Here is a 22,750-nt window from a genome sequence, read left to right as displayed (position 1 = left end):
AAGGGAGGCGCTCCGAATGCGCGTCTCAATGCGCCCTCCCAGGCTCGGGCGCGGCCCTTCGTTCGAAAACGTAACGCAGAGCGCAGAAGAACGATTTACCTCCGGCGGCAGCCGTTTCCGGGTTTGTCAGCAATCTGACACGTCAAATATGACATGTCTTTTATGACAGGTCATATCGCGCAGTTCATATCATGCAGGCTTGGGATATTGAGCGTGTCACCCTGACAGCCCCGGCAGCAGAGCGATCAACCTCGCGTCTTTGTCACCTATCCAATGTTGCCCCGGGTTGCCCCCGACACGCCTGCGAACCTACCGCAAAAGATGACATGTCAAATATGACATGTCATCTTTGACAGGTCTCAAACGCGGTGCAGCGGCAACCGGCAACAACAGACACGCCGGGCCGGGAATTGCTCCAGCCGGGCCAGCTCCCCCTCCTCAGCGTCCCGCGAAACACCCGGACCTGTGGAAATGAAAAGACCGCCGACCGCCCCTACCGCAGCCCGTCTTCCCCCTTCACCTGCCAGACCTCCAGACCGCCCATGCGCGAATGCACCCGCCCGCCGCAGGACATGGCAAGGGCAAAGACGATCTCATCCGCGCGCGGCCCGTCGGGCAGGCCCACCTCGATCCCGTCGAAATGGCTGCGGACATAGGCCGCGTTGATATGGCCCAGCGGCACGTCCAGCCTGCTGCCCACGCCGCCGCGCTTCATGCAGGAGGGCACGATGGCATTGGACTGCCCCAGCAGCCCGCGCATCGCATAGCCCCCCGGCACATGCCAGAGTGCCGCATGCTCCAGCTCGCCGTTTTCGCCGACGATGGCCCCCTTGCCATAGCCGTCGATGCCCTCCTTGCTGCCAAGTGCGGCGACCAGGCGTTCGCTCATCTCCGCGCCCAATGGCTTCAGGTCCTCCATGGCCGGTTGCAGATCCGCTTCATAGCGCCCGGCAAAGGGGTTCTTCACACAGGCAATGATCGCCCCCAGCTTGCGCGGGACCTCGGGCAGTGGGCCGCCGTCGTGATGGACCTCTTCCAGAATCAGTTGCATCTTGCGGATGGGAAAGTCAGACATTTGGGATGGCTCCTTGAGTATGGGTGGCATGGACGGTCCGGCCCGCAAGGCCCAGCACCGCCTGATCAATCAATCCGCGCCGGCAAAGGCTGTTGGCCAGGGCCTGCCCACGGGCAAGGGCCGCGACGATTTCGGCTGCATCCAGCGCCCCGACATCGGTGGTGACAAGCCTGTCGCCAAGGTCGCTGTCGGGGCTGAGCGCACGGGCCGGGACCCGCCTGATGGCCGGGTGACCCGGCAGATCCACGGCATTGGCGATCAGTGTTGCTGCCACATCCGCGGCCGCGGCTGTCGTGGCGGCCACGGTGACCGCATCGGCAATGCCCAGCGAATGGCTGCGCCCACGCCAGCCGGAGGTCGCAAGCCCGCGCGCGGAATCCCCGGCGGTGATGTGGATCGGACCCGCAGGTCCCTCTGCGGTAACCTGATGCCCCGTTTCCAGGTGGAACGCCACGTCGCCGCCGTTGTTGACATAGATCTTGCCGGCGTGGTGTTCGGCCAGAACAGCCGCCAGGATTTCATCCGCCACCGCCCCCGCGACAGCGGCCATCGGCGTGACAAAGGTATCCTCGTAAGGTCTGACCGCCTGCACCATGCGCCGCGCGACCGGGTCGGTGACCCTTGTGCCCGCATCAACGGGTCTGCGCAGCACCGGCAGTTCCGCCACCAGCCCCGAAAGCAGGGTCTGAAACCGCGCCGTCGCCGTTGCGTAACAGGCGGTGGCATCGCCCCCGGTCACCTCTATGATCAGGTCGATGGGGCCATGGTTCAGGTGCAGCCGCCGCCCGTCCGGCAGGATATGCGCCTGGGGTTCCGCGCTCACGCGCCATCCCCCAGTACCCGCGATGCGCGTCCGTATTCGCCGCCCCGTGCCAGCACGTCCTTCAGGTCGCGCACCTGGGTGCCGTGCCCGCCAAGCGCCTCGTAATCGGCGCGACGCACGGTGAATTCCAGCGGCGCCACCAGCGCCGGGGTCGGCACATAGCCGAAGGCCCCCGCAGGTACCTGGGTGACATCCACCATTACCGTGATCCCGCCCCCCGGCCAGCGATAGGTCGGCGCGCCGCCAATGGTCACGCGGGTGCGGTCCTGTTTCACCGAATTGGTCAGATGGATCGGGTTGCGCGTGACCCCCGAGCGCAGCGAGCCTCCCGCGCCCCCCATGAACAGCACGGTGCAAAGCGCAGGCTCGCAATTTTCCGCAATCAGATCGACCGAGGGTTTCAGCGCCTCGGGCATCGGCTGCGGTTCTGGTTCCAGATCGTCGTTGAGCACGTAATAGGCGGAATGCTCGCCCGTGGTCGAAACCATCAACAGGCTAAGCCCCGGCCGCGCGCCCTTGGCCGCGCGCCAGGGGCCGAGAATCTTCAGCGGGTCGTCGATATCGGTGCCGCCCCAACCCAGGCCGGGTTCGGCCACCTTGAAATAGCGCCCCGGGGTGGAGCGTCTGCCATTGATCTTGATGCCGGTCTCGGGCCAGTCGATCACCTTGCCCGCCTGATGTTCCGACACGACCCCGGTGATGTGGTCGTCCACCACCACCACCTCATCCACCAGCCCCTGCCACTGCACCGCGAACATGCCGATGGTGGCCGATCCGCATCCGACCCGCATCCGGCTTTCCTGCTGGCCGTCCACGATGGGGGCCGCACCGGCCTGCACCACCACGGTGGAACCACCGTCGATGCTCAGCTCCACCGCCTCGCCGTTGCACAGCCGCAGCAGCGTGTCGCAGGTGACGCGCCCTTCGGATTTTTCACCGCCCGTCAGGTGATCGACCCCGCCCAGCGACAACATCTGCGAGCCGTATTCGGAGGTCATCACATGGCCCACCGCCTCGCCCTTCGCGCGCACGGTGGCGGCCTCCGCCCCCAGGTGGCGGTCGGTGTCGATCTTCACCTTGACCCCGCAATAGGAAAAGATCGCCTCCGTCACCACGGTGACAAAATCCACCCCGTCAATCTCACGGCTGACAATGAAAGGGGCCGGCTTGTAATCCGGATAGGTGGTTCCCGCCCCGATGGCAGAGACAACCACATCATCGCCCGACGCCGATGTGCCGTCCCAGTCGGCGGCGAGAAAGGGTTTGACCGCGTCGCCCTTGGCAATCCGCCGGTCCAGGATGGTCAGGGGATCGCACCGGATGGTCTGCCCGTTTTCGTTTGCATAACGGTCGCAGGCCCCGGCCCGGCCTTCGGCGATGTAGCACATCACCGGGCAGGCATCGCAGCGGATTTTCTCTGGCTTGGTCATTGGCGTGACGCCTTGATCGCGGCCAGCACCCGATGGGGCAATGCCGGCACTTTGGTGATTTTCGCCCCCGAGGCATCGCGGATCGCATTCAGGATCGCGGGCGCGGTCGGGATCAGCACATGTTCGCCCAGCCCCTTGGCCCCCATCGGGCCTTCCGGGTCCGGCTTTTCGATCAGGATCGAAGTCACCGGCGGCATGTCCCCGATGGTGGGTATCAGGTAATTGTGCAGGTTCTCGGTCTGCCCCGGCAGGTATTCCTCCATCAGCGCCAGCCCAAGACCCTGGGCAATCCCGCCCTCGATCTGTCCTTCGGCGAGCAGCGGATTGATGACCCGGCCCACATCATGGGCGGCGACGATATGGCGGACCTTTGTGGTGCCAAGAGCCATGTCCACCTCGACCTCGGCCATCTGCGCCCCATAGCCGTAAAGCGCATAGGGGGTGCCCTGCCCGTCCGCATCCAGCCCGGTGGTGGGCGGATCATAGGTTTCCTCGGCAGCGATGACATATCCCTGTGCATCCGGCACCATGTCCGACAGGCCGATCTCGCGGGTTTGCCCGCCTTGTGTGACCGTCAACCGGCCATCGCGCAGGGTGATCTGCTCGGCCTCGGCCAGGTTGGTCTGGCGCAGGATCGCCGCGCGCAGGGCACGTCCTGCCGCCTCGGCCGCGCGCCCGGTGATGAAGGTCTGGCGCGAGGCAGAGGTCTTGCCACAATCAGGCGTCAGGGCGGTGTCGGGGCCGATGATATCGATGGCTGCGATGGCAATGCCGATGGCATCCGCCGCAATCTGCGTGATCACGGTATTCGACCCCTGCCCGATGTCCGTGGCCCCCTGATGCAGCTTCAACCGCCCCTCGGCGGTGATGCCGATGCGGATGGTGGACGGGTTCGGCAGGCCGGTATTGCCGCAGCCATACCAGCAGGAAGCGATGCCGATGCCGCGCTTGCGCGTGTCAGAGGCCGCGTTGAAGGCCGCAACTGCGCGCTGCGCCGCTTCCCAATGCGGTTGCAGCGCCTCCAGACATTCCACCAGCCCGACCGATTGCATCACCTGCCCGCAGGGTGACTTGTCGCCATCGCGCAGGGCATTGCGCAGGCGAAAGGCGAGCCGGTCCAAGCCGCAGGCCTGCGCCAACTCGTCATAGAGCATTTCCTGCGTGATCGCCGCCTGCGGCACGCCGAAACCGCGAAAGGCGCCGGATGTGGGGCCATGGGTATGCACCGCGCGGCTGGTGGCGCGGTAATTTGGCGTGAGATAGGGGCCGGAGGCATGGACCGGCACCCGCGTGGCGACGGTTGGCCCCCAGCTGGCATAGGCCCCGGTGTTGAAATCGCCGTGAAAGGTCATCGCCGTGATGCGGCCTTCCGCATCGGCCCCGATGCGTGCCTCCATCGTGCCGGGATGGCGTTTGGTGCTGGCCTGCATGGATTCCGTGCGGCTGAAGACCATGCGGCAGGGCTTGCCGGTTTTCAGCACCGCCAGCCCCAGCAAGGGCTGCAGCGTCACGTCCAGCTTGGAGCCGAATCCCCCCCCCGCCGCCGCCGGTATGATGCGCAGCCGGTCATGCGGCAGGCCCAGAACCCGCGCCGTGTCCTCCAGGTCCATGACCGGGGCCTGGGTGCAGGCCTGGATCACCAGCGTATCGCCCTCCAGCCAGGCTGCCCCTGCCTCGGGTTCGATATAGGCGTGTTCGACATAGGAGGTCTCGAAATGTCCGGTGACCACATGGGCCGCTTCCGCCAGCGCGGCATCCGGCGCGCCGCAGGCCACGCGGCCCCGGATCAGGGTGTTTTCGGGCCTGTCGCCATGCAGCTGCGGCGCATCGGCGGCCATGCCCTCTGCCTCCGTCAGGGTATGGGGCAGCGGCGACCAGGTGACGGGAAAGCTGTCCAGATCCAGCGGTTCGACCGCCTCAGGCGTGCCGACCACCAGCGCCACGGCCTCGCCCCTGTAGCGGGCGAATTCCTCGGCCAGTGCGGGCTGATCGGCCAGCGGCGGGATCACACCATAGCGGTTCTCGCCCCTGATATCGGCGGCGGTGATCACGCAGGCAATCCCGGGAATCTGCGCGGCCCAGCTTTGCGTATCCCCAAAGCTGAAACCGGCATGGTAATGCGGGCTGCGCACTGCGCGGACCAGAAGCGCGCCCTCGGGTGCATAATCGGCGCCAAAGATCTCTGTCCCTTCCACCTTGCGCGCCCCGTCGAGCCGGGGAATGGCGCGGCCCACGGCGGCACCAGCCTGAGGCATGTCCTGCATCTGCGCAGGCGTGGTGGCAGCCATGACAGCCGCGATGATCTTGCGGTATCCGGTGCAACGGCACAGCACCCCGGCAAGCGCATCCTCGACCTCGGCTTCGTCGGGTGTCGGCGTGTCGCGCAGCAATTCCATTGCCGCCATCATCAGGCCCGGCGTGCAGATCCCGCATTGCGCGGCCCCCTTGGCCAGAAAGGCCTGCTGAAGCTGCGCGCGCAGCACCGGTTCAGCCGTTTCCAGGGTTTCGACGCTCCGGCCATCGGCCTGTACCGCCGGGACCAGACAGGCACATTCCTGCCGCCCGTCGATCAGCACCGTGCAGGCCCCGCAATCGCCTGCGTCACAGCCGATCTTGACGCTTTTCAGGTTCAGATCCTCGCGCAGGACCTCTGACAGGCGCCGGCCCGGCGCGGTGTCAATGCGGCGGGAGGCGCCGCCGATGGTCAGGGTGATCTCTTGGCCCTTGGCCCTGTGGATGTTCATGCCGGCTCCTCCACTTGCAGTGCGGCGAGGGTGCGGCGCAGCAGTTCGGCGGCACCGGTGCTGCGATAACCGGCCGTGGCGCGCATGTCGTCCATCGGGCGCAGCGCAGCGGCGACGGCGCTGTCTGTGATCGCTGCGGGGTCCAATGGCTTGCCGATCAGCGCCGCCTCCACCCCCGGCAGACGGGTGGCGACCGGACCGCAGGATCCGACAGCCAGCGCGGCCTGCACAACCACCCCGTCCCGCAGAACAATCCGCGCTGCGGTCATGGCGATGGAGATCACAAGGTACTGCCGCGCCCCCAGTTTCAGGAAATGCCCCTGCCCGGCCAGCGCCGCCTCGGGGATCAGCACGGCAGTCACCATTTCACCCGGGCCAAGTGCGGTCTGGCGCGGCCCTGTGATGAACTCGGCCAGCGCGATGCTGCGGGTGCCCCTTGCGGATGCCACTTCGACCACCGCGTCCAGGGTCAGCAGGGGCGGCACCCCGTCAGCTGCGGGCGATGCATTGCACAGGTTGCCCGCAATCGTACCCCGGTTCTGGATCTGTTTTGCACCGACCTCGCGCGCCGCCAGTTTCAGGCCGTCGCAGGCCGGTGGCAGATCGGCGCGGATCAGATCGGACCAGGTGGTTGCCGCACCGATGCGCAGGCCCGCCCCGGCCCGGGTGACGCCGCGCAACGCGCCGATGGCAGTGATGTCGAGAATCGATCCGCCGAGCGCCTTGTGCTGGGTTGTGGGAAACAGGTCGGTACAGCCCGCCGCGATCCGGCAATCGCCCTGCGCCAGCCGGGCAAGGGCAGCTTCCAGCGTGTCGGGGCGGTGATAATGCGCGGTATCGGTCATGTCATTCCCGATTGTTGGTGTACAAGCAGATGTTGCGGGAGCCCGCGCAAACTGTCAATAATTTCCCTATGAGTGAAACAGAGATCACGGATGAAGCCTATCAGCTGTCCACACAGGTTGGATTCAACCTGCGTCGGGCGAACCAGCGGCATGTGGCAATCTTTGCCCGCCATGTGGACGGGCTGACGCCAACGCAATTCGCCGCTCTGGCGCGGCTGTTCGAACAGGGCCCCCTGTCGCAGAACCGGCTGGGCCGGGAGACCGCCATGGACAGCGCCACCATCAAGGGCGTGGTGGGGCGGTTGAAGGCAAAGGGTTTGGTGACCTCGCGGCCCGACCTGAACGATCAGCGGCTGCGGCTGGTGGATCTGACCGCCGAAGGCAAGGCACAGTTCAAACGTGCCGAAGCACAGGCGCTGGCCGCACGGGCCGAGACCATGGCCCCCCTGAGCACCGAAGAAGCGGCAATCTTCGAGGCTTTGCTGGCCAAGCTGGTCTGAGCCTGTCGATAGCCCCGTTTTCTTTGAAGAAAACGGTCCGGAGTTTTTGAAAACTCCGACTTCTGAACGCCAGCGTTTTTCCCAAATAACCGCAGGCCGCTGCCACGCCGCCAACGACGCTGCACAATCCCGTTTTCTTTGAAGAAAACGATCCGGAGTTTTTGAAAACTCCGCCTTCTGAACGCCAGCGTTTTCCCAAACAGCCGTAGGCCGCTGCCACGCCGCCAACGACGCTGCACAACCCCGTTTTCTTTGAAGAAAACGGGCCGGAGTTTTTGAAGAAAACGGGCCGGAGTTTTTGAAAACTCCGGCTTCTGAAACCCAGCGTTTTTCCCAAACAACCGCACGTCACTGCGCAGCGGATCGGCAGCCACCGCGTAACGACTATCGCCCTGCTCACCCGCGCCACAAAACAACGCTGCAAGCCACCGTTTTCTTTGAAGAAAACGGTCCGGAGTTTTTGAAAACTCCGCCTCCTACACGCCAGCGTTTTTCCCAAACAACCGCGCGTCACTTCGCAGCGGATCGGGGGCCTCCGCGTAACGACTATCGCCCGGCTCACCCGCGCCACAAAACAACGCTGCAAGCCACCGTTTTCTTTGAAGAAAACGGGCCAGAGTTTTTGAAAACTCCGCCTCCTACACGCCCACGTATTTCTCGAACAAACGACGGTCACCACGCAGAAGCCCGGTGTCCACCACCTCGCGACCATGGCCATTCTCGATAAAGGCGACGCGATCGGCGATCTGCAGCACGGCTTCGATCCGCTGTTCTACCAGAATGATCGCCACCCCCGCCTCCCGCATCTTTTCCACCGTCTCGCGGATCAGCTGGATCATCGACGGCTGCAACCCCTCCGTCGGCTCGTCCAGCAACAGCACCCGCGGCTCCAGGCACAGCGCGCGCGCCGTGGCCAGCATCTGCTGCTCACCGCCCGAGAGCGTCTCGGCCCGCTGGTCCAGCCGTTCGCGCAGACGCGGAAACATGTCCAGCACCCGTTCGCGGGTCTCTGCCCCCTTGCCCCGTGTCATGAGCCCGATCTGGATGTTCTCGGCCACCGTCATCTCGGTGAACAGCCGCCTGCCCTGCGGGATATATCCGATGCCCTGGCGCGGCACCTCATGGGCGGGCAGCGTGCTGACCGGCGTGCCGTCCAGGCTGATCTGCCCGCCGCTCAGCGGCAACAGGCCCATGATCGCCTTCATCGCCGTGGATTTTCCCGCACCGTTGCGCCCCATCAGGCACAGCACCTCACCGGCGCGGACCTCAAGGCTGAAATCGAACAGCACCTGGATCGGGCCGTATCCGGTGGATATCTGGTCGAGTTTCAGCATCATCCGGTCCCCAGATAGGCATCTTGCACCGCGCGGTTGGCGTGGATCTCCGCCGGTGTGCCGGAGGCCAGGATGCTGCCCATGTCCAGCACCGTGATACGGTCGGCCAGGGCCATCACCACGTTCATGTTATGCTCGATCAGCAGGATGGTGGTTTCCCCGGCAAGTTCACGGATCAGGGCGTTGAACCCCTCGATCTCGCTTTCGGCCAGGCCCTGGGTGGGTTCGTCCAGGATCAGCAGCCGGGGTTTCTGCGCCACGCCCATGGCGATTTCCAGCAGGCGCTGGTGGCCATAGGCCAGATCGCCGGTCATCTGGTCGGCACGGTCGGCCAGCCCGACCCGGTCCAGTGCGGCCAGCGCCGCCCCCCGGTCCCGGCTGCGCAGCGCCAGCGCCAGGTTGTCGGCAAGCGAAAGCCGCGCATAGACCGCAGTGATCTGGAAGGTATAGGCCATGCCGCGCCGGATCCGCGCATGGGCGGGCAGCGGAGTGACATTCTGCCCGTCGAACCAGACCTCGCCCGAACTGGCCGGAATACGGCCCGAAATCATGCCGACAAAGGTGCTCTTGCCAGCGCCATTCGGCCCGATCAGCGCATGCACCTCACCTTTCGGCAGGGCGAAATCCACCCCATCCACCGCTGTCAGCCCGCCATAGACCCGTGTCAGCCCCTTTGTCTCAAGCAGGATCATGGCAGCCACGCCACCCAGCGTTTGCGGATCTCGCCCACCAGGCCGGCCCGCGCAAACAGCGTCAGCAGCACCAGCACCACACCTGCAATCAGCATATAGGCATTGGTCAGCCCGCTGGAATAATCAATCAGGTAGAACATGAAGAGCGTGCCGACCAGCGGCCCGATGGTGGTGCCCGCCCCGCCCAGCAGCACCCAGAGCAGCGGAAAGATCGAATATTGCACCGAGGTGAAGGTCGCCCCGACATAGCCGAAAAGCACCGCATATCCCGCCCCGGCAGCGCCGGAGATGGTGCCGGAGATGATCACCGCCGCCAGCTTGTGCCGGAACACGTCATAACCCAGCATCCGGGTGCGTTCCTCGTTCTCGCGCACGCCGATCAGCACGCTGCCAAAGCTCACCTGCATCATCCGCGCGGTGATCAGCAAGGCGGCGGAAAACAGCAGCAGCGCGGCGAGGTAGCGCGTGGTCGGCGCTGTCAGGTCCAGCCCCGCGATCTGGCGGGCCGATTGCGCGATGACAAAGCCTTCGTCGCCACGCGTCCAGGCCCCGAAATAAAGCACTGTCAGATAGCCCGCCTGCGCGAACATCAGTGTCACGATCATGAAGGCAACCCCGATGGTGCGCAGTGCCAGCAGCGCCACCACAGCCGACAACGCTGCTGCACAGATCAGCGCAACCGCAAAGGCCGGGATCACCCCCAGCCCGCCGTATTGCATCGCCAGCCCCAGCCCGTACATGCCCGCGCCAAAGAACATCGCATGACCAAGGCTCAAGAGCCCGGTATAGCCGAACAGCACGTTATAGCCGATGGCATAGGTCGCCAGCACCATGATCCGCGCGAGGTTGCCCTGGTGATAGCTGGGCAGCACGAAGGCCAGCACAAACAGCAGCGCGATAAGGCCAAGGTGAAGGAATGTGGATCGGGTGCCGATGCTCATGCCGGTTTCTTTCCGAACAGGCCCTGCGGGCGGAACACCAGCACCAGCGCCACCAGCAAGGTGGCGATGATCTTGGACAATGTCGGGCTGAGAAAGACGGAGATGATGCCGTCGGACATGCCGATCAGCACCGCCGCCAGGACAGTCCCGCGAATGGAACCCAGCCCGCCGATGATCACCACGATGAAACTCAGCAGCAGCGGGTCGTGGCCCATCAGGTAATGCGCCTGCTGGATCGGGACGATCAGCACGGCAGCCAGTGCCGCCAGCCCCGCGCCAAGGCCAAAGACGATGGAATAGACCCGCGAGACCGGGATGCCGAAGGCCAGCGCGGTTTCGCGGTCAAGCTGCGTGGCGCGCATGATCAGCCCCGCCTTGCTGCGGGTCATGATCAGCCAGAAGGCCAGCAGGATCACGATGGCGGCCCCGATCACGAACAATTTGTAGCTGTTGGTGCTCAGCCCCCAGGGATAGAACATGGCAAAGCCGTTCTCGCCCCATTCGAACCAGGGCAGCGCGATGCGGTGGCTGAAGGGCGGCTCGACGGGCCGCGCCTCGGGGCCATAGGTCATCAGCGCGGTCTGTTGCAGGATGTAAAGCACCCCGATGGTGCCGACGATGGTTGCTTCGGGGTCGTATTTCACCGGCTTCAGGATCAGACGGTCCACCAGCACCGCCACCAGCCCCGCGATCAGCGGCGCCAGCGCCAGGGCGGCGACAAAGCCAACCGCCGGGTGTCCGCCGATGGAGGTGGCCACAAACCAGGCGCTCACCGCGCCCAGCATGAAGAATTCGCCATGCGCCACGTTGACCACGCGCATCACGCCGAACACGAGGCTGAGGCCAAGCGCCGTAAGTGCCAGCACCGCAGCGCCAACGGCGCCTTCCAGCACGGCAAGAAGAAGGTGAGGTCCGAAATCCATATGTCAGATGATATGCGCCGGGGTCCGAAACCCCGGCGCGGGCTCCTCAGAAGGACATCGAGGTGTAATCGACTTCATCGGGATAGAGCGTATCCTCGATGGAGGTCGTATGCACCTTGACCAGTTTGCCCTCTTCGACTTTCGAGATGTATTGCACGCCGAAAACCTGGTGCGTCTTGCCGTTGAAGCGTTTCGGCCCCTGCGGGTGCGCATCGCTTTGCGGCATGTCGGTCATCGCCTCGACTGCCTCGATCAGCTTGGCGCGGTCTTCGGGGCCCTGGTAACCGGCGGCCTCCATCCCGGCCTTGATGACGTGCAGGGTTTCCCAGCAGCCGAACATATGGGCGTAGGTCGAGACATCCTTGGGGTCCGACACGGACGCGCCGTTGGCATCCACGCCCACCGCCTCGCGGAACATCTTGTCGTGGCTGGTCTGGTCTTCCTGCGCGTAGCGCGGGTTGCCCTCCCAGAAATAGGTGCCTTCGAGGAATTCCAGCCCCGGCGACGCCAGATCAACCGCTTCGAGCGAGTCGATGAAGCCAAAGATCTCGGGCCGCGAGGGGCCAAAGAATTCGCCCAGCTCCTTGACGAAGGTCAGAACGGCAGGGCCGACCATCACGTGATAGATCACTTCGGTATCGCGCGGGATCTTGGGGAAGTATTTGGTAAAGGAGGTCTCGGTCGGCGGGATCGCGATCATCTCCAGCACCTCGCCGCCCTGCTCCTTGATCGCCGCCGAGAAATAGTCGCGGTGGTCATGGCCAAAGGCAAAGTCGGGATAGATCATCGTGACCTTCTTGCCCAGATTCTCCGACACGTAGGGCGCCATCGCCTGGACCTGGCTTTTCACGTCGGTGATGCCGGGTTGCAGGGTATAGCGGTTCAACATGCCGCTGGCGACGTGATGCCCTTCGGAAACCACGAAATAGGGCAGTTTCAGCTCGCCCGCGGCCGGGGCGGAGCCGATCACCACATGGCTGAACAGCGTGCCGAAGGCCACGTCGCAGCCCGACTGGTTCGCGAATTTCTCCAGCACTTCCGCGCCGCGCTTGGGGTCTGTGCCGTCATCCTCGGCCACGATCTCCACCGGCCGGCCATTGATGCCGCCCGCGTCGTTGATCATCTTGACGGCGGCCTCGGTGGTGCGCCCGTACCAGCGGCCATAGGCGGCGCCGATGCCGGTTGAATGCTGCTGAAAGCCGATCTTGATCGGTGCGCTAGATTGCGCGCTGGCAAAGCGGGCGGCCAGCGGGGCGGCGGCCAGAAGCCCGCCAGCGGCAGCACCCTTCAGTACGCTACGGCGATTTGTCATCAGTTTAGGTGTCATTCCAACTCTCCCTGTTGGGCGGGACCATTTTCGGTTTCCCGTTTGTCCCTGAATGTTGTTTGCATACATGCAATTTGTCCAGAATTTTCTGAACATCGCATTCCGGTAAGGCGATTCATGCCCCTTTTGGCGCGGCCAGCAACCACAAACCGAGCATTGTGTAGGCAATCATGAAGATCGAGAGCGGCAGCGTGGCCACGGCGGCGCGTGGCCCCTCGCCGAACAGCCGCAGCGCGATGCGATGCGACAGCAGGACCGACCAGACATGCCCCAGCACCACCAGCCCCGCCTGCGTCACCCAGATCACCCGCACGCTGTCGATGCTGTTGAAGAACCCGGTGGTCACCCGGAACGGCTGGATGCCCAGCCAGTCCGCCCCGCGCGCAAAGGGATCGCTGAGCGCCGCGATGGCATATTGGATCTGGACCAGAAAGGAGGTGAGGTAATGGGCAATGTGATAGACCAGCGCAATCGGCAACAGGCTGAGGGCGAGCCAGCCGAAGGCCTGTGCATAACGTACCTCTGCCCGGGCAAGGCGCAGGCCCAGGCAGACCGCCAGGGCAAAGACGCCCAGAAGTGCTGCAAATGCCAACGCCAGCCCGGTCAGCGTCTGCACCACCACGGCGGAGCGCCCGGGAAATTCCAGCGGGTTCACACCGATCCGGCCAAGCCACCAGAATGTCCCGTTCAACCCGTCGAAACTGCCCACGGCCAACAGGGTCAGGGCGAAAATCCCGGCGGCCGGAGCGGGCCTGTCCGCCAGCAGCCGCCAGCCCGGCCCGCCCAGCTCGGCACGCCCCGAAAGACGCAGGGGCGCGAGGCTGGCATAGGCCGCAAAGACCGCATGCCCCAGCTCCGCATGCGCTAGCCAGCGCCGCCCGCACAGGATCATGCCCGCAAAGGTCACCAGCCAGTAGATCGCAACAAAACGCGCCAGCCGCGCCGGATCGTCGGGTGCGATATCCGCCAGCAAGAAGGCGGCAAAACCCAGCAGCAACGCCACGGCGGGCCAGCGGCCCAGCCCCGCAGGCAGCCCCAAGACAGGCCGAAGCGGCCCCAGCAGCTGGTAAAGCCCGGTCCAGGGGTTGATCCAGCGCCAGAGGTTGCCCAGAACACCCGACAGGCTGACCGCTGCCACCCAGCCCAGGGTCCAGAAGCTGAGCGGCATCAGGTTCGACAGCGGGTCGCGCGGCCCGGTGAAGCCAAGATAGAGCACAAAAAACAGGCAGATCAGCGAAACAAGGCTGCTTATTTGCTGCGCGCGCTCAAAGTGTCGCGGTACAAGCGGGCGGTGCGCAAAGAGCCCCCTGACCGCACCGCCGGGCAGCGCAAACAATGCCAGCACCGTCAGAGCCACCGCCGCCACACCTGCCGCCGTGTAAACTTTGGTCGGCAGCAGCAGGACAAATCCCTGCTCCGACACATGCGCCTGCGCCGCAGCGGGCAGCAAGGCGCCCAGCTTGACGCCTATGACGATCTCACGCAGTCTCATGGCGGCACTCTGGCGACGGGAAACGGGATTTGAAAGCGGCTTTTGTTCTTGTGGCCCTTGCGGCGCTGTCGCTTGCGGTCTGGCTGGCAGGCTTTGGCGGTGCCGCCTCCCGGTTGCTGATCGAGAATGCGGTGGCCCAGCCGATGAACGACAGCCACCTTGGCGCTTTCCTGAGCATCGACAACCAGGGCGCGCCCGACCGGCTGCTGTCGGTGTCCAGCCCGGTGGCGGCGGCGACGCTTTACAGCCCGGCCAGCGCGGAGGGGCTGCCGGTGCCCAGCGGACATTCCGCCCTGGCGCTGGATGCGGCCCATATCAGCATCCGCCAACCCGAACCCCCCTTTGCCCATGGCGCCCTGGTGCCGCTGGTCCTGAGCTTTGCCAATGCGGGGGACGTGACCGTCAAGGCGCGCATGTCGGACCCGGCACAGGCCGGGGCCGCGGGCGAAGTGGGCCTTTTCGGCATGGGAGACATCTGCATCGTGGGGGACGGCGAACCGGCGCCGGAGATCGCGATCGAGGCCACGCCCGAAGGCGATGGCTGGCAGGTGCGGATCACGGCAAGCGACTTCACCTTTTCCGAGGATCTGATGGGGCTTTACCATGTGCCCGGCACCGGACATGGCCATATCTATGTGGGCGGGATGAAGCTGGGGCGACTCTTTGCGCCCGAATACCACATCGGCCCCCTGCCCCCGGGGTCCCACGAAATCCGGGTGACGCTGAACACCAATGACCACCGCGCCTATGTGGTCGGCGACAGCCCCGTCACCGCCAGCACCATCATAACGGTTGACTAAACGCGGCGCTTCGCGATTTTATTGGTACACAAGTGAGTTTGGCGAAAGGCACCGGCGTGGAACACTCCGAAACAAGGGGCAGCATCATTGGTGTGGATGTCGGCGGCACCTTTACCGACCTGGTGATGGTGGACAGCGCAAGCGGCACCATGCGCATTGCCAAGACACCGACAACCCTTGATAATCAGGCCTTTGGCGTGCTGGCGGCACTGGAACAGGCCGAAGTCGATCTGGGCGAGGTCGGCTTGATCGTGCATGGCACCACCACCACCACCAACGCGGTGCTGGAACGCAAACTGTCGCGCACCGGGCTGATCACCACCGCCGGATTCCGCGATGTGCTGGAACTGGGACGGCGCACGCGCCCGCAGGCCTATGGGATGAAAGGGCAGTTCACGCCGATCATCCCCCGCGACCTGCGGCTGGAAGTGCCCGAACGGATGGACGCCCAGGGCAATGTGCTGATCCCGCTGGACGAGGACGCTTTGCGCGCCGCGATCAGGCAGCTGATCGACACGGGCTGCGAGGCGCTGGTGATCCATTTCCTGCATGCCTATGCAAATCCGGCGCATGAGCTGCGCGCAGCAGAAATCGCGGCGGAGACATGGCCCAACAGCTACATCACCACCGGCCACAGCCTGCTGTCGGAAAGCCGCGAGTTTGAACGCGGTGTGACGGCGGCGGTCAATGCTTCTGTGCAGCCGCTGCTGGAGCGCTACGTCGCGCGGCTGCGCGATGAGCTGGCGGCCAAGGGCTATCGCGGCGATGTTCTGGTGATGAACGGCAATGGCGGCATGGTGTCCTCGCGCCTTGTCGCGCGCGAGGCCGCCAAGACGGTGATGTCCGGCCCCGCCTCTGGCGTGATGGCCGCCGCCTATACCGGCAGGCGCGCGTCGGAGCCGAACCTGCTGACCTATGACATGGGTGGCACCAGCACCGATGTGGCGCTGATCCGCGACGGCACGCCGCCTGTCTCGAACGAGATCGAGGTGGAATATGCCATGCCGATCCATGTGCCCATGGTCGACGTGCGCACCGTGGGGGCCGGTGGCGGCTCCATCGCGCGGGTCAATGCGGCGGGGCTGCTTGAGGTCGGACCGGAAAGCGCCGGGGCCGATCCGGGGCCGATCTGCTATGGCAAGGGCGGCACGCGGCCCACGATTTCGGATGCCAACATGCTGCTGGGCCGCTTGAATACCGCCAAGCTGAACGCGGTGGCGGGCGGCGTCGGGATGGCGGAGCTTGCCGCGGCCTTTGCCCGCGAACTCGGTGCGCCGCTGGGGGTTGATGCCCGCGGCGCGGCGGATGCGGTCATTCGCATGGCCAATGCCAAGATGGCGGGGGCAATCCGCATGGTGTCGCTGTCGCTGGGGGCGGACCCGCGCGACTTTGCCCTGTTTGCCTTTGGCGGCGCGGGGCCGTTGCATGCCGCCGCTCTTGCGCGCGAGCTGGGCGTGCCCCGCGTGCTGGTGCCAGCCCGCCCCGGCATCACCAATGCGCTGGGCTGTGCCGTGGCCGACCTGCGCCACGACTTTGTGCAGACCCTGAACCAGCCGCTGGACGATCTGGACATTCCCGCGCTGCACGCCGCATTCGCCGGGCAACTGGCCGAAGGTCAGGCGGCATTGGCGCGTGAAAATGTCACCGTCACCCGTGTCGAACACCATTTCAGCGCCGACATGCAGTTCCTGGGTCAAAGCCATGTGGTGCGTGTCCCGCTGGCGGATGCAACACCCACGGCAGAAACCCTGCGCAGCCGCTTCAATGAGGTCTACTGGCAGCGCTTCAAGGTGGCGCTGCCGGAGATCCGCGCGCGCATCGTCAATGTGAATTGTTCGGTCATCGGGGTCTGCGCACCGGTGGACCTGTCGCGGCTGATCGACGCTGCGGGCAGGCAGGCCCATGCCACGCCCACCGGCCACCGCAGCGTCTATTTCGATGGCAACCCCCATGACACGCCGATCTACTGGCGCGATCACCTGCCGGCAGATGTGACCCTGGATGGCCCCGCGATCATCGAACAGCTTGATTGCACCACCCTGATCCCGCCCGGTGACCGGGTCACCGGCGGTGTCGACGGCAACCTGATGATCCATATCGGAGCGGCGGAATGAGCAATATCGACCCCATCACCCTTTCGGTCATTCAGGCGGGCCTGCAACAGGTTTGCGACGAGATGGACCTGAGCTTCTCCCGCGCTGCCTTCTCTCCCGTGATCGCAGAGGCGAACGACCGCTCCGACGGCATCTATGCCGCCGAGGATGGCGCGCTGATTGCGCAGGGCGCGGGCGGCTTGCCGGTCTTTGTTGGCACCATGCAATATTCCACCCGTACCCTGATCGAGATGATTGCGGCGGGCACCGCCCCTGCCCCGCAGCCCGACGACATCTATATCGTCAATGACCCCTACCTTGGCGGCACGCATCTGATGGATGTGCGCTTTGCCCGGCCTTTTTATCGCAATGGTGAAATCTTCTGCTGGCTCAGCAACACGGGGCATTGGCCCGACACGGGCGGTGCCGTGCCGGGCGGCTTTTCGGCTTCTGCCACATCCGTGGAACAGGAAGGGCTGCGCCTGCCGCCGGTGCGCCTGTTCAAACAGGGTGTGCTGGACCCGGAAATCTACGCGATCATCTGCTCCAACATCCGGGTGGCCGACCAGCGCATCGGCGACGTCAAGGCGCAGGCCGCCGCGCTGATGGTGGGAGAGGAACGGCTGAACGCGCTGCTGGACCGCTACGGCGACGATGTGGTGCGCGCGGCAATCGCGGAGCTTCGCAAGCGGGCCGAAGCCCAGATGCGCAGCCTGATCGACGAGATCCCGGATGGAGAATATACCTCCACCGCCTGGATCGACAGTGACGGGGTGGTGAACGAACCGCTGGCGATCCGGCTGAAGGTGACCAAGACGCCCGGCCATCTGACGTTCGACTTCGCGGGCAGCAGCCCGCCCTGCATGGGGCCGATGAATTCGGTGCTGGCGACCACCTTGTCCTCCGTCTACCTCGCGATGCGCCACATCTTTCCGCAGGTGCCGATCAGCGCGGGCGCTTTCGAACCGCTGGAGGTGATCCGCCCCAGGAGCACCTTCCTCGATGCGCAATACCCCCGCCCGGTCTCGGGCTGTGCCGCGGAAGTCAGCCAGCGCATCGCCGAAGCCGTCTTTGCGGCCCTGGTCGAGGCGCTGCCGCACCGCGTCACAGCAGCGCCCGCTGGCACCAGCGGCAACTTTGCCCTGGGCGGGCATGACCCGCTGACCGGGCGCGATTTCGTGATGTACCAGCTTTCGGGCGGCGGCTATGGCGGCAATGCGGATCATGACGGTATCGCCAACGGCTGTTCCACCATCGGCATTTCCAAGGCCCCCCCGGTCGAGATCATGGAGCAGAATTTTCCGGTGCTCTACCACCGCTATGCCCTGCGCGAAGGATCAGGCGGAGCGGGGCGGCATCGCGGCGGTCTGGGGCTGGATTACGAGTTGGAACTCAGGCGCGGCGACGCGCGGGCGAGTTTCGTGATGGACCATGGACGCTTTGGCCCGCAAGGCGCGCTGGGCGGTGCAGATGGCGCGGTGAACGAGGTCGAAGTCTGGCGCGACGGTCACCGCTACATCCCCGAACACCTGTCCAAGGAACAGGATATCGCGCTGAAAGCGGGTGACCGGGTGCGGGTGAAAACCCCGGGCGGCGGCGGCTTTGGCCCCGCGTCCGAACGTGACCCCGCCCTGAGCGAAGAAGATGCGCGGCTGGGCCGGAGCTGACGCCCCGTCAGACCGAATAGCTGGGCAGCAGCTGGAAGGCATCGCGCAGCGCGTCGCCCCAGCCGGTGGAGATGGATTGATAGACCGGATCATCCTTGCCCACGCGCTTTTGCCGCGATGTGTCGAAGGAATCGGTCTCGTATACCATCAGGTCGAAGGGCAGCCCCACCGACAGGTTCGATTTCACCGTCGAATCAAATGAAACCAGCAACAGCTTGATCGCCTCTTCAAAGCTCATGTTCCGGTCATAGGCCCGCACGAGGATCGGCTTGCCGTATTTCGTCTCTCCGATCTGGAAGAACGGCGTATCGTCGGTGATCTCGATGAAATTGCCCTGGGGGTAGACCAGGAACACGGTCGGCGGCCCCTCCCCGATCTGGCCACCCACGATGACCGAGGCGGCAAACTGGTCGTCGGAGGTCTGCCCGGTGGGTGAGCTGTCCACGATCACTTCCTTGAGGGTCGCCCCCACCAGCCGCGCCACCTGAAACATCGTGGGCTGGCGCAGGATGCTCGGGTCGCGGTCCTCGGGCGACTTGGAGCGTTCCTCCAGCAGGCTGATCATCGCCTGGGTGGTGGCCAGGTTGCCTGCGGTCATGATCGTGATGGCCCGTTCGCCCGGCGTGGACCAGGTGAACATCTTTTTGCTGGTTGCAAAATTATCGACACCCGCGCTGGTGCGGGTATCCGACATGAAGACCAGACCTTTGTTGATCCGCATCCCGATGCAATACGTCATCCGATTTTCCGATTACGAGGTTCAGCCCAGAATTACTGCTGCACCTGCAAAGATACAATCAATTCTTCCTCTGCCGACCCCAGCCGCAGCCCTTCGATCGGCGAGGCGTCGCGTGCGTCGCGCCCGATGGCGATGCGCACATAGCGTTCGTCCGGCGAATAGCCGTTGGAGATGTCGAAACCGACCCAGCCCAGCCCGTCCACATGCGCCTCTGCCCAGGCGTGGGTGGCATCCTGATCCACCCGGTCGTTCATCATCAGGTAGCCGCTGACATAGCGCGCCGGGATGCCCGCAACCCGCGCGGCAGAGATGAAGATCTGCGCATGGTCCTGACAGACCCCGCCGCCACCGCCGGTCAGCGCCTCTTCGGCCGTGGTGTGGCTGTGGGTGTTGCCCAGCACATATGGCACCCGTTCCAGGATCGCGGCGGACAGCCCGTGCAACCCGTCCAGCGGATTGTCATAGCCCTTCAATATGCCAGAGATATCGCGGATTTCAGGGCCCGGTTCCGTCGAAAGGGTCGGCTCCCTGAAGTGCCACAGCGGCGCGCGGGTATAGATCTGGCCCAGCACGCCACTGGCGTTTTTGGTCTCCACCGTGCCGGAGGCCATAATCGACAGCGCCTGCCCGCCGGGGTCGAGGCTGACCAGATCGACATGGTTTCCGTAGTGGTCAAGATACTGGTTCTCGACCTTGCCGCCCTTGACCACGATGTTCCAGTCAATGACCTCCTGCACCGCAGAGGAAAGCGGACGCAGGCGCACCTTTTGCAGCGCGTAGCTGACCGGCGCGGTGTAAAGATACTCGGTGGTATGGCTGATCTGGATCTGCATCTATCCGTTGAACCTGTAATCCTGCTCGATCTGCCAGGCAAGCCGGGCCGTGTCGTCAATCACCGTTTCGACGAATTCGTGCAAACCTTCGTCAAAGATCGACCCGATGTCACGGCCCTTGAGACGCGCCAGCAGTTCCTCGGCCAGGTCGTTGGACGGTTTGCGCATCTGGTATTCCTCTGCCAGCAGGCCCAGGTTCGCGGCGATCTGGTTGGCACAGAAATTCAATGACCTGGGCATCCGGGAATCGAGGATCAGGAAATTCGCGATGGCGGGGGCTGTAAAGTCGTCTTCCACCGCCCAGCGGAAGGACCGGTGCGCCGAAACGGAGCGCAAGACGGTTTCCCATTGCACATTGTCCAGCCGGCTGCCGACAAAGGACGGCGACGGCAGCAATGAATAATATTTCACGTCGATGATGCGCGCGGTGCTGTCCATCCGTTCGATTGCAATGCCAAGACTGCAGAAGTCATAGATGTCATTGCGCAGCATTGTCCCATGCAGTGCGCCGCGCACCAGCGCCGCCTGCTGCCGGATCACGGAGAGCACCCGGGGCACCTCGGTTTCCGGCACGGGGTTCTTCAACAGCTCGGAAAACATCATCCAGGTGTCGTTGACCGCATACCAGACCTCGGTGGTCAGCGCGGTGCGTGTCAGCCGCGCATTGTCGCGGGCGGCCTTGATGATCGACAGGACCGAACTGGGGTTATGCGCCTCGCGCAGCAGGAAATTGATCACCTGGCTGCTGTCATAACCTTCATGATGTGCCTCGTAGGTGTCCTGACTGGCCGAGGTGACGATCACCGATTTCCATTCGGCCTCCGCGTCGTTGGAACGGGTCAGCGCAATGCGGAACCCCGCCTCCACCAGTCTGGCGATGTTTTCGGCCCGCTCAAGGTAACGAAACATCCAGTACAATCCACCCGCAGTCTTTCCCAGCATATCAGTCGTCCAGAACCCAGGTGTCTTTGGTGCCGCCGCCCTGGCTGGAGTTCACCACCAACGACCCCGCCTGCAGCGCGACCCGTGTCAGGCCGCCCGGCGTGATGTTGATCCCCTTGGGCGAGACCAGCGCAAAGGGGCGCAGGTCCACGTGGCGCGGGGCCAGACCGCTTTCGGTAAAGATCGGCACGGTGGAGAGCGCCAGTGTCGGCTGCGCGATATAATTGTTTGGCCGCGCACGCAGCTTTTCGGCAAAATCGGCGATTTCCTTTTTGCTGGCGGCAGGCCCCACCAGCATCCCGTAGCCGCCCGAACCATGGACCTCCTTCACTACCAGATCGGCAAGGTTGTCCAGAACGTAGTTCAGGCTGTCGGGTTCCGAGCAGCGGTGCGTTTCCACGTTCTTCAGGATCGCCCGTTCACCGGTGTAGAATTCAACGATGTCAGGCATGTAGCTGTATATCGCCTTGTCATCCGCAACGCCGGTGCCGGGCGCATTGGCAATTGTGATATTGCCCGCACGGTAGACATCCATGATCCCCGGCACACCCAGCATGGAACTGGGGTTGAAGGTCAGCGGATCGAGGAATGCGTCATCGACCCGGCGGTAGAGCACGTCGATCACCTTGTATCCCTGGGTGGTGCGCATGGTGATATGGCCATCCACAACCCGCAGGTCGTGCCCTTCCACCAGTTCCACGCCCATCTGATCGGCAAGGAAACTATGCTCGTAATAGGCGGAGTTGAAGATTCCCGGCGTCAGCACCGCCACGCAGGGCCGGCCGGTGCAGGAAGCCGGGGCCGTTGCCTCAAGCGCGCGGCGCAGGTTCTTGGGATAGTCGCTGACCGGCTGCACGCGGATCGTGCTGAAGAGTTCCGGGAACATCTGCAACATGGTCTCGCGGTTTTCCAGCATGTAGCTGACCCCGGAAGGCGTGCGCGCATTGTCCTCCAGGACAAAGAAATCGTCCTCCCCGGTGCGCACCACGTCGGTGCCGACGATATGGGTGTAGACGCCGCCCGGCGGGGTAAAATCGATCATCTGCGGCAGGAAGGCGTCGTTGCGCGCAATCAGCTCCGTCGGGATGATCCCTGCGCGCAGGATTTCCTGGCGGTTGTAGATGTCATGCAGAAAGGCATTCAGCGCCGCCACCCGCTGTTCGATCCCGCGCGACAGCTTGGTCCACTCCCGGCTCGACAGGATGCGGGGGATCAGATCGAAGGGGATCAGACGTTCCTCGGCATCCGTCTGACCATAGACGTTGAAGGTGATTCCCGTCCGGCGAAAAAACGCCTCGGCCTCGGCCGCCTTTTGCGCAAGGCGCTGGTTGTCCTGGGCCGCAAACCACGCATCGTAATAATCATATGGGGCACGCGCACCGGCGTCTGAAAGCATTTCATCGAAGGGAAAGACTTTTGATTTCATGGGTAAAACATATGACAAACCGGTCACCTGGCAATCTTGCACATGGATTCCGAACGGCTGCTTTGCACAAAACATCGTCGCAGGCGGCAATATGCTCAAAAACAAGGCACATGCGCGCGGTGCC

19 protein-coding genes are annotated in these 22,750 nt (G+C 64.3%); 4 read left to right on the top strand and 15 right to left on the bottom strand.

The genetic code is table 11. From position 1 onward, the window contains the following. Positions 1 to 493 precede the first annotated feature (493 nt). Genes O4H53_RS05825 through O4H53_RS05805 form a run of 5 tightly spaced genes read right to left on the bottom strand, consistent with a single transcriptional unit; the run spans position 494 to position 6,917 of the window. On the bottom strand, positions 494 to 1,075 hold the full coding sequence (locus O4H53_RS05825) for an amino acid synthesis family protein (protein ID WP_269362071.1): 582 nt from the start codon (positions 1,073 to 1,075) through the stop codon (positions 494 to 496). Further along, a complete protein-coding gene (locus O4H53_RS05820) occupies positions 1,068 to 1,898 on the bottom strand; it encodes a UPF0280 family protein (RefSeq protein WP_269362069.1) in 831 nt (276 codons plus the stop codon). Before O4H53_RS05820 ends, O4H53_RS05825 begins: the two co-directional genes overlap by 8 nt. Further along, positions 1,895 to 3,328, bottom strand: a complete 1,434-nt coding sequence (locus O4H53_RS05815; RefSeq protein ID WP_269362067.1) for a 6-hydroxynicotinate reductase — start codon at positions 3,326 to 3,328, stop codon at positions 1,895 to 1,897. Before O4H53_RS05815 ends, O4H53_RS05820 begins: the two co-directional genes overlap by 4 nt. Further along, the gene (locus O4H53_RS05810; RefSeq protein ID WP_269362064.1) at positions 3,325 to 6,072 is read right to left on the bottom strand and encodes a molybdopterin-dependent oxidoreductase; all 2,748 of its coding nucleotides are present in this window, start codon (positions 6,070 to 6,072) and stop codon (positions 3,325 to 3,327) included. The genes O4H53_RS05815 and O4H53_RS05810 overlap by 4 nt, the downstream gene beginning before the upstream one ends. Next, a complete protein-coding gene (locus tag O4H53_RS05805; protein ID WP_269362062.1) occupies positions 6,069 to 6,917 on the bottom strand; it encodes an FAD binding domain-containing protein in 849 nt (282 codons plus the stop codon). Before O4H53_RS05805 ends, O4H53_RS05810 begins: the two co-directional genes overlap by 4 nt. 68 nt (positions 6,918 to 6,985) lie before the next feature. Between O4H53_RS05805 and O4H53_RS05800 the strand changes: the two genes are divergently transcribed. Then, complete coding sequence (locus tag O4H53_RS05800; protein WP_269362061.1) at positions 6,986 to 7,417, top strand: MarR family winged helix-turn-helix transcriptional regulator; 432 nt, start codon at positions 6,986 to 6,988, stop codon at positions 7,415 to 7,417. A gap of 638 nt (positions 7,418 to 8,055) precedes the next feature. Here the strand turns inward: O4H53_RS05800 and O4H53_RS05795 are convergent. The 6 genes from O4H53_RS05795 to O4H53_RS05770 form a co-directional block, all read right to left on the bottom strand. Then, positions 8,056 to 8,751 (bottom strand): ABC transporter ATP-binding protein, encoded by a 696-nt coding sequence (locus O4H53_RS05795; protein ID WP_269362058.1) that lies wholly within the window; start codon positions 8,749 to 8,751, stop codon positions 8,056 to 8,058. After that, a complete protein-coding gene (locus O4H53_RS05790) occupies positions 8,751 to 9,443 on the bottom strand; it encodes an ABC transporter ATP-binding protein (protein WP_269362057.1) in 693 nt (230 codons plus the stop codon). Before O4H53_RS05790 ends, O4H53_RS05795 begins: the two co-directional genes overlap by 1 nt. Then, complete coding sequence (locus O4H53_RS05785) at positions 9,440 to 10,384, bottom strand: branched-chain amino acid ABC transporter permease (protein ID WP_269362056.1); 945 nt, start codon at positions 10,382 to 10,384, stop codon at positions 9,440 to 9,442. Before O4H53_RS05785 ends, O4H53_RS05790 begins: the two co-directional genes overlap by 4 nt. After that, on the bottom strand, positions 10,381 to 11,307 hold the full coding sequence (locus O4H53_RS05780; protein WP_269362055.1) for a branched-chain amino acid ABC transporter permease: 927 nt from the start codon (positions 11,305 to 11,307) through the stop codon (positions 10,381 to 10,383). The genes O4H53_RS05785 and O4H53_RS05780 overlap by 4 nt, the downstream gene beginning before the upstream one ends. A 46-nt stretch (positions 11,308 to 11,353) precedes the next feature. Further along, positions 11,354 to 12,634: an ABC transporter substrate-binding protein gene (locus tag O4H53_RS05775; RefSeq protein ID WP_114277176.1), complete on the bottom strand. Its 1,281-nt coding sequence runs from the start codon at positions 12,632 to 12,634 to the stop codon at positions 11,354 to 11,356. Positions 12,635 to 12,749: 115 nt separating this feature from the next. Further along, positions 12,750 to 14,126, bottom strand: a complete 1,377-nt coding sequence (locus tag O4H53_RS05770; RefSeq protein ID WP_269362054.1) for a hypothetical protein — start codon at positions 14,124 to 14,126, stop codon at positions 12,750 to 12,752. A 29-nt stretch (positions 14,127 to 14,155) separates the two neighbouring features. Here O4H53_RS05770 and O4H53_RS05765 point away from each other — a divergent pair, with 29 nt between their 5' ends. From O4H53_RS05765 to O4H53_RS05755, 3 genes are read left to right on the top strand one after another with little or no spacing between them, the layout of a single operon-like run. Beyond that, entirely contained in the window at positions 14,156 to 14,926 is a 771-nt protein-coding gene (locus tag O4H53_RS05765) for a copper chaperone PCu(A)C (protein WP_269362051.1), read from the top strand. Positions 14,927 to 14,958: 32 nt separating this feature from the next. Next, positions 14,959 to 17,040 (top strand): hydantoinase/oxoprolinase family protein, encoded by a 2,082-nt coding sequence (locus tag O4H53_RS05760; protein ID WP_269362050.1) that lies wholly within the window; start codon positions 14,959 to 14,961, stop codon positions 17,038 to 17,040. Beyond that, positions 17,037 to 18,686 (top strand): hydantoinase B/oxoprolinase family protein, encoded by a 1,650-nt coding sequence (locus O4H53_RS05755; protein WP_269362049.1) that lies wholly within the window; start codon positions 17,037 to 17,039, stop codon positions 18,684 to 18,686. Before O4H53_RS05760 ends, O4H53_RS05755 begins: the two co-directional genes overlap by 4 nt. Before the next feature lie 7 nt (positions 18,687 to 18,693). Here O4H53_RS05755 and O4H53_RS05750 read toward each other — a convergent pair whose 3' ends face one another. The 4 genes from O4H53_RS05750 to O4H53_RS05735 are packed head-to-tail and all read right to left on the bottom strand — an operon-like array spanning position 18,694 to position 22,626. Continuing rightward, the gene (locus O4H53_RS05750) at positions 18,694 to 19,425 is read right to left on the bottom strand and encodes a peptidase (protein ID WP_269362048.1); all 732 of its coding nucleotides are present in this window, start codon (positions 19,423 to 19,425) and stop codon (positions 18,694 to 18,696) included. A gap of 32 nt (positions 19,426 to 19,457) precedes the next feature. Beyond that, positions 19,458 to 20,258 carry a transglutaminase family protein gene (locus O4H53_RS05745; RefSeq protein ID WP_269362047.1) on the bottom strand — a complete coding sequence of 267 codons (801 nt, stop codon included), beginning with the start codon at positions 20,256 to 20,258 and terminating at the stop codon, positions 19,458 to 19,460. Then, positions 20,259 to 21,200, bottom strand: a complete 942-nt coding sequence (locus O4H53_RS05740; RefSeq protein WP_269362045.1) for an alpha-E domain-containing protein — start codon at positions 21,198 to 21,200, stop codon at positions 20,259 to 20,261. It abuts the gene before it with no gap. Between the two features lies 1 nt (position 21,201). Further along, a complete protein-coding gene (locus O4H53_RS05735; protein WP_269362042.1) occupies positions 21,202 to 22,626 on the bottom strand; it encodes a circularly permuted type 2 ATP-grasp protein in 1,425 nt (474 codons plus the stop codon). Positions 22,627 to 22,750 lie beyond the last annotated feature (124 nt).

This window comes from Sulfitobacter sp. G21635-S1 (genome assembly GCF_027213915.1).
In the GTDB taxonomy this organism is placed as follows: Bacteria; Pseudomonadota; Alphaproteobacteria; order Rhodobacterales; family Rhodobacteraceae; genus Sulfitobacter.
Note: the sequence above shows the minus strand (reverse complement) of the source record. Positions and strands in the feature narration are given on the sequence as shown.

What these genes read in the sequence shown, in the direction of transcription:
- O4H53_RS05740 (WP_269362045.1), bottom strand. Translation starts at nt 21,200, where the DNA reads ATGCTGGGAAAGACTGCGGGTGGATTGTACTGGATGTTTCGTTACCTT.
- O4H53_RS05780 (WP_269362055.1), bottom strand. Translation starts at nt 11,307, where the DNA reads ATGGATTTCGGACCTCACCTTCTTCTTGCCGTGCTGGAAGGCGCCGTT.
- O4H53_RS05810 (WP_269362064.1), bottom strand. Translation starts at nt 6,072, where the DNA reads ATGAACATCCACAGGGCCAAGGGCCAAGAGATCACCCTGACCATCGGC.
- O4H53_RS05790 (WP_269362057.1), bottom strand. Translation starts at nt 9,443, where the DNA reads ATGATCCTGCTTGAGACAAAGGGGCTGACACGGGTCTATGGCGGGCTG.
- O4H53_RS05750 (WP_269362048.1), bottom strand. Translation starts at nt 19,425, where the DNA reads ATGACGTATTGCATCGGGATGCGGATCAACAAAGGTCTGGTCTTCATG.
- O4H53_RS05735 (WP_269362042.1), bottom strand. Translation starts at nt 22,626, where the DNA reads ATGAAATCAAAAGTCTTTCCCTTCGATGAAATGCTTTCAGACGCCGGT.
- O4H53_RS05755 (WP_269362049.1), top strand. Translation starts at nt 17,037, where the DNA reads ATGAGCAATATCGACCCCATCACCCTTTCGGTCATTCAGGCGGGCCTG.
- O4H53_RS05805 (WP_269362062.1), bottom strand. Translation starts at nt 6,917, where the DNA reads ATGACCGATACCGCGCATTATCACCGCCCCGACACGCTGGAAGCTGCC.
- O4H53_RS05815 (WP_269362067.1), bottom strand. Translation starts at nt 3,328, where the DNA reads ATGACCAAGCCAGAGAAAATCCGCTGCGATGCCTGCCCGGTGATGTGC.
- O4H53_RS05785 (WP_269362056.1), bottom strand. Translation starts at nt 10,384, where the DNA reads ATGAGCATCGGCACCCGATCCACATTCCTTCACCTTGGCCTTATCGCG.
- O4H53_RS05800 (WP_269362061.1), top strand. Translation starts at nt 6,986, where the DNA reads ATGAGTGAAACAGAGATCACGGATGAAGCCTATCAGCTGTCCACACAG.
- O4H53_RS05825 (WP_269362071.1), bottom strand. Translation starts at nt 1,075, where the DNA reads ATGTCTGACTTTCCCATCCGCAAGATGCAACTGATTCTGGAAGAGGTC.
- O4H53_RS05770 (WP_269362054.1), bottom strand. Translation starts at nt 14,126, where the DNA reads ATGAGACTGCGTGAGATCGTCATAGGCGTCAAGCTGGGCGCCTTGCTG.
- O4H53_RS05775 (WP_114277176.1), bottom strand. Translation starts at nt 12,634, where the DNA reads ATGACACCTAAACTGATGACAAATCGCCGTAGCGTACTGAAGGGTGCT.
- O4H53_RS05795 (WP_269362058.1), bottom strand. Translation starts at nt 8,751, where the DNA reads ATGCTGAAACTCGACCAGATATCCACCGGATACGGCCCGATCCAGGTG.
- O4H53_RS05745 (WP_269362047.1), bottom strand. Translation starts at nt 20,258, where the DNA reads ATGCAGATCCAGATCAGCCATACCACCGAGTATCTTTACACCGCGCCG.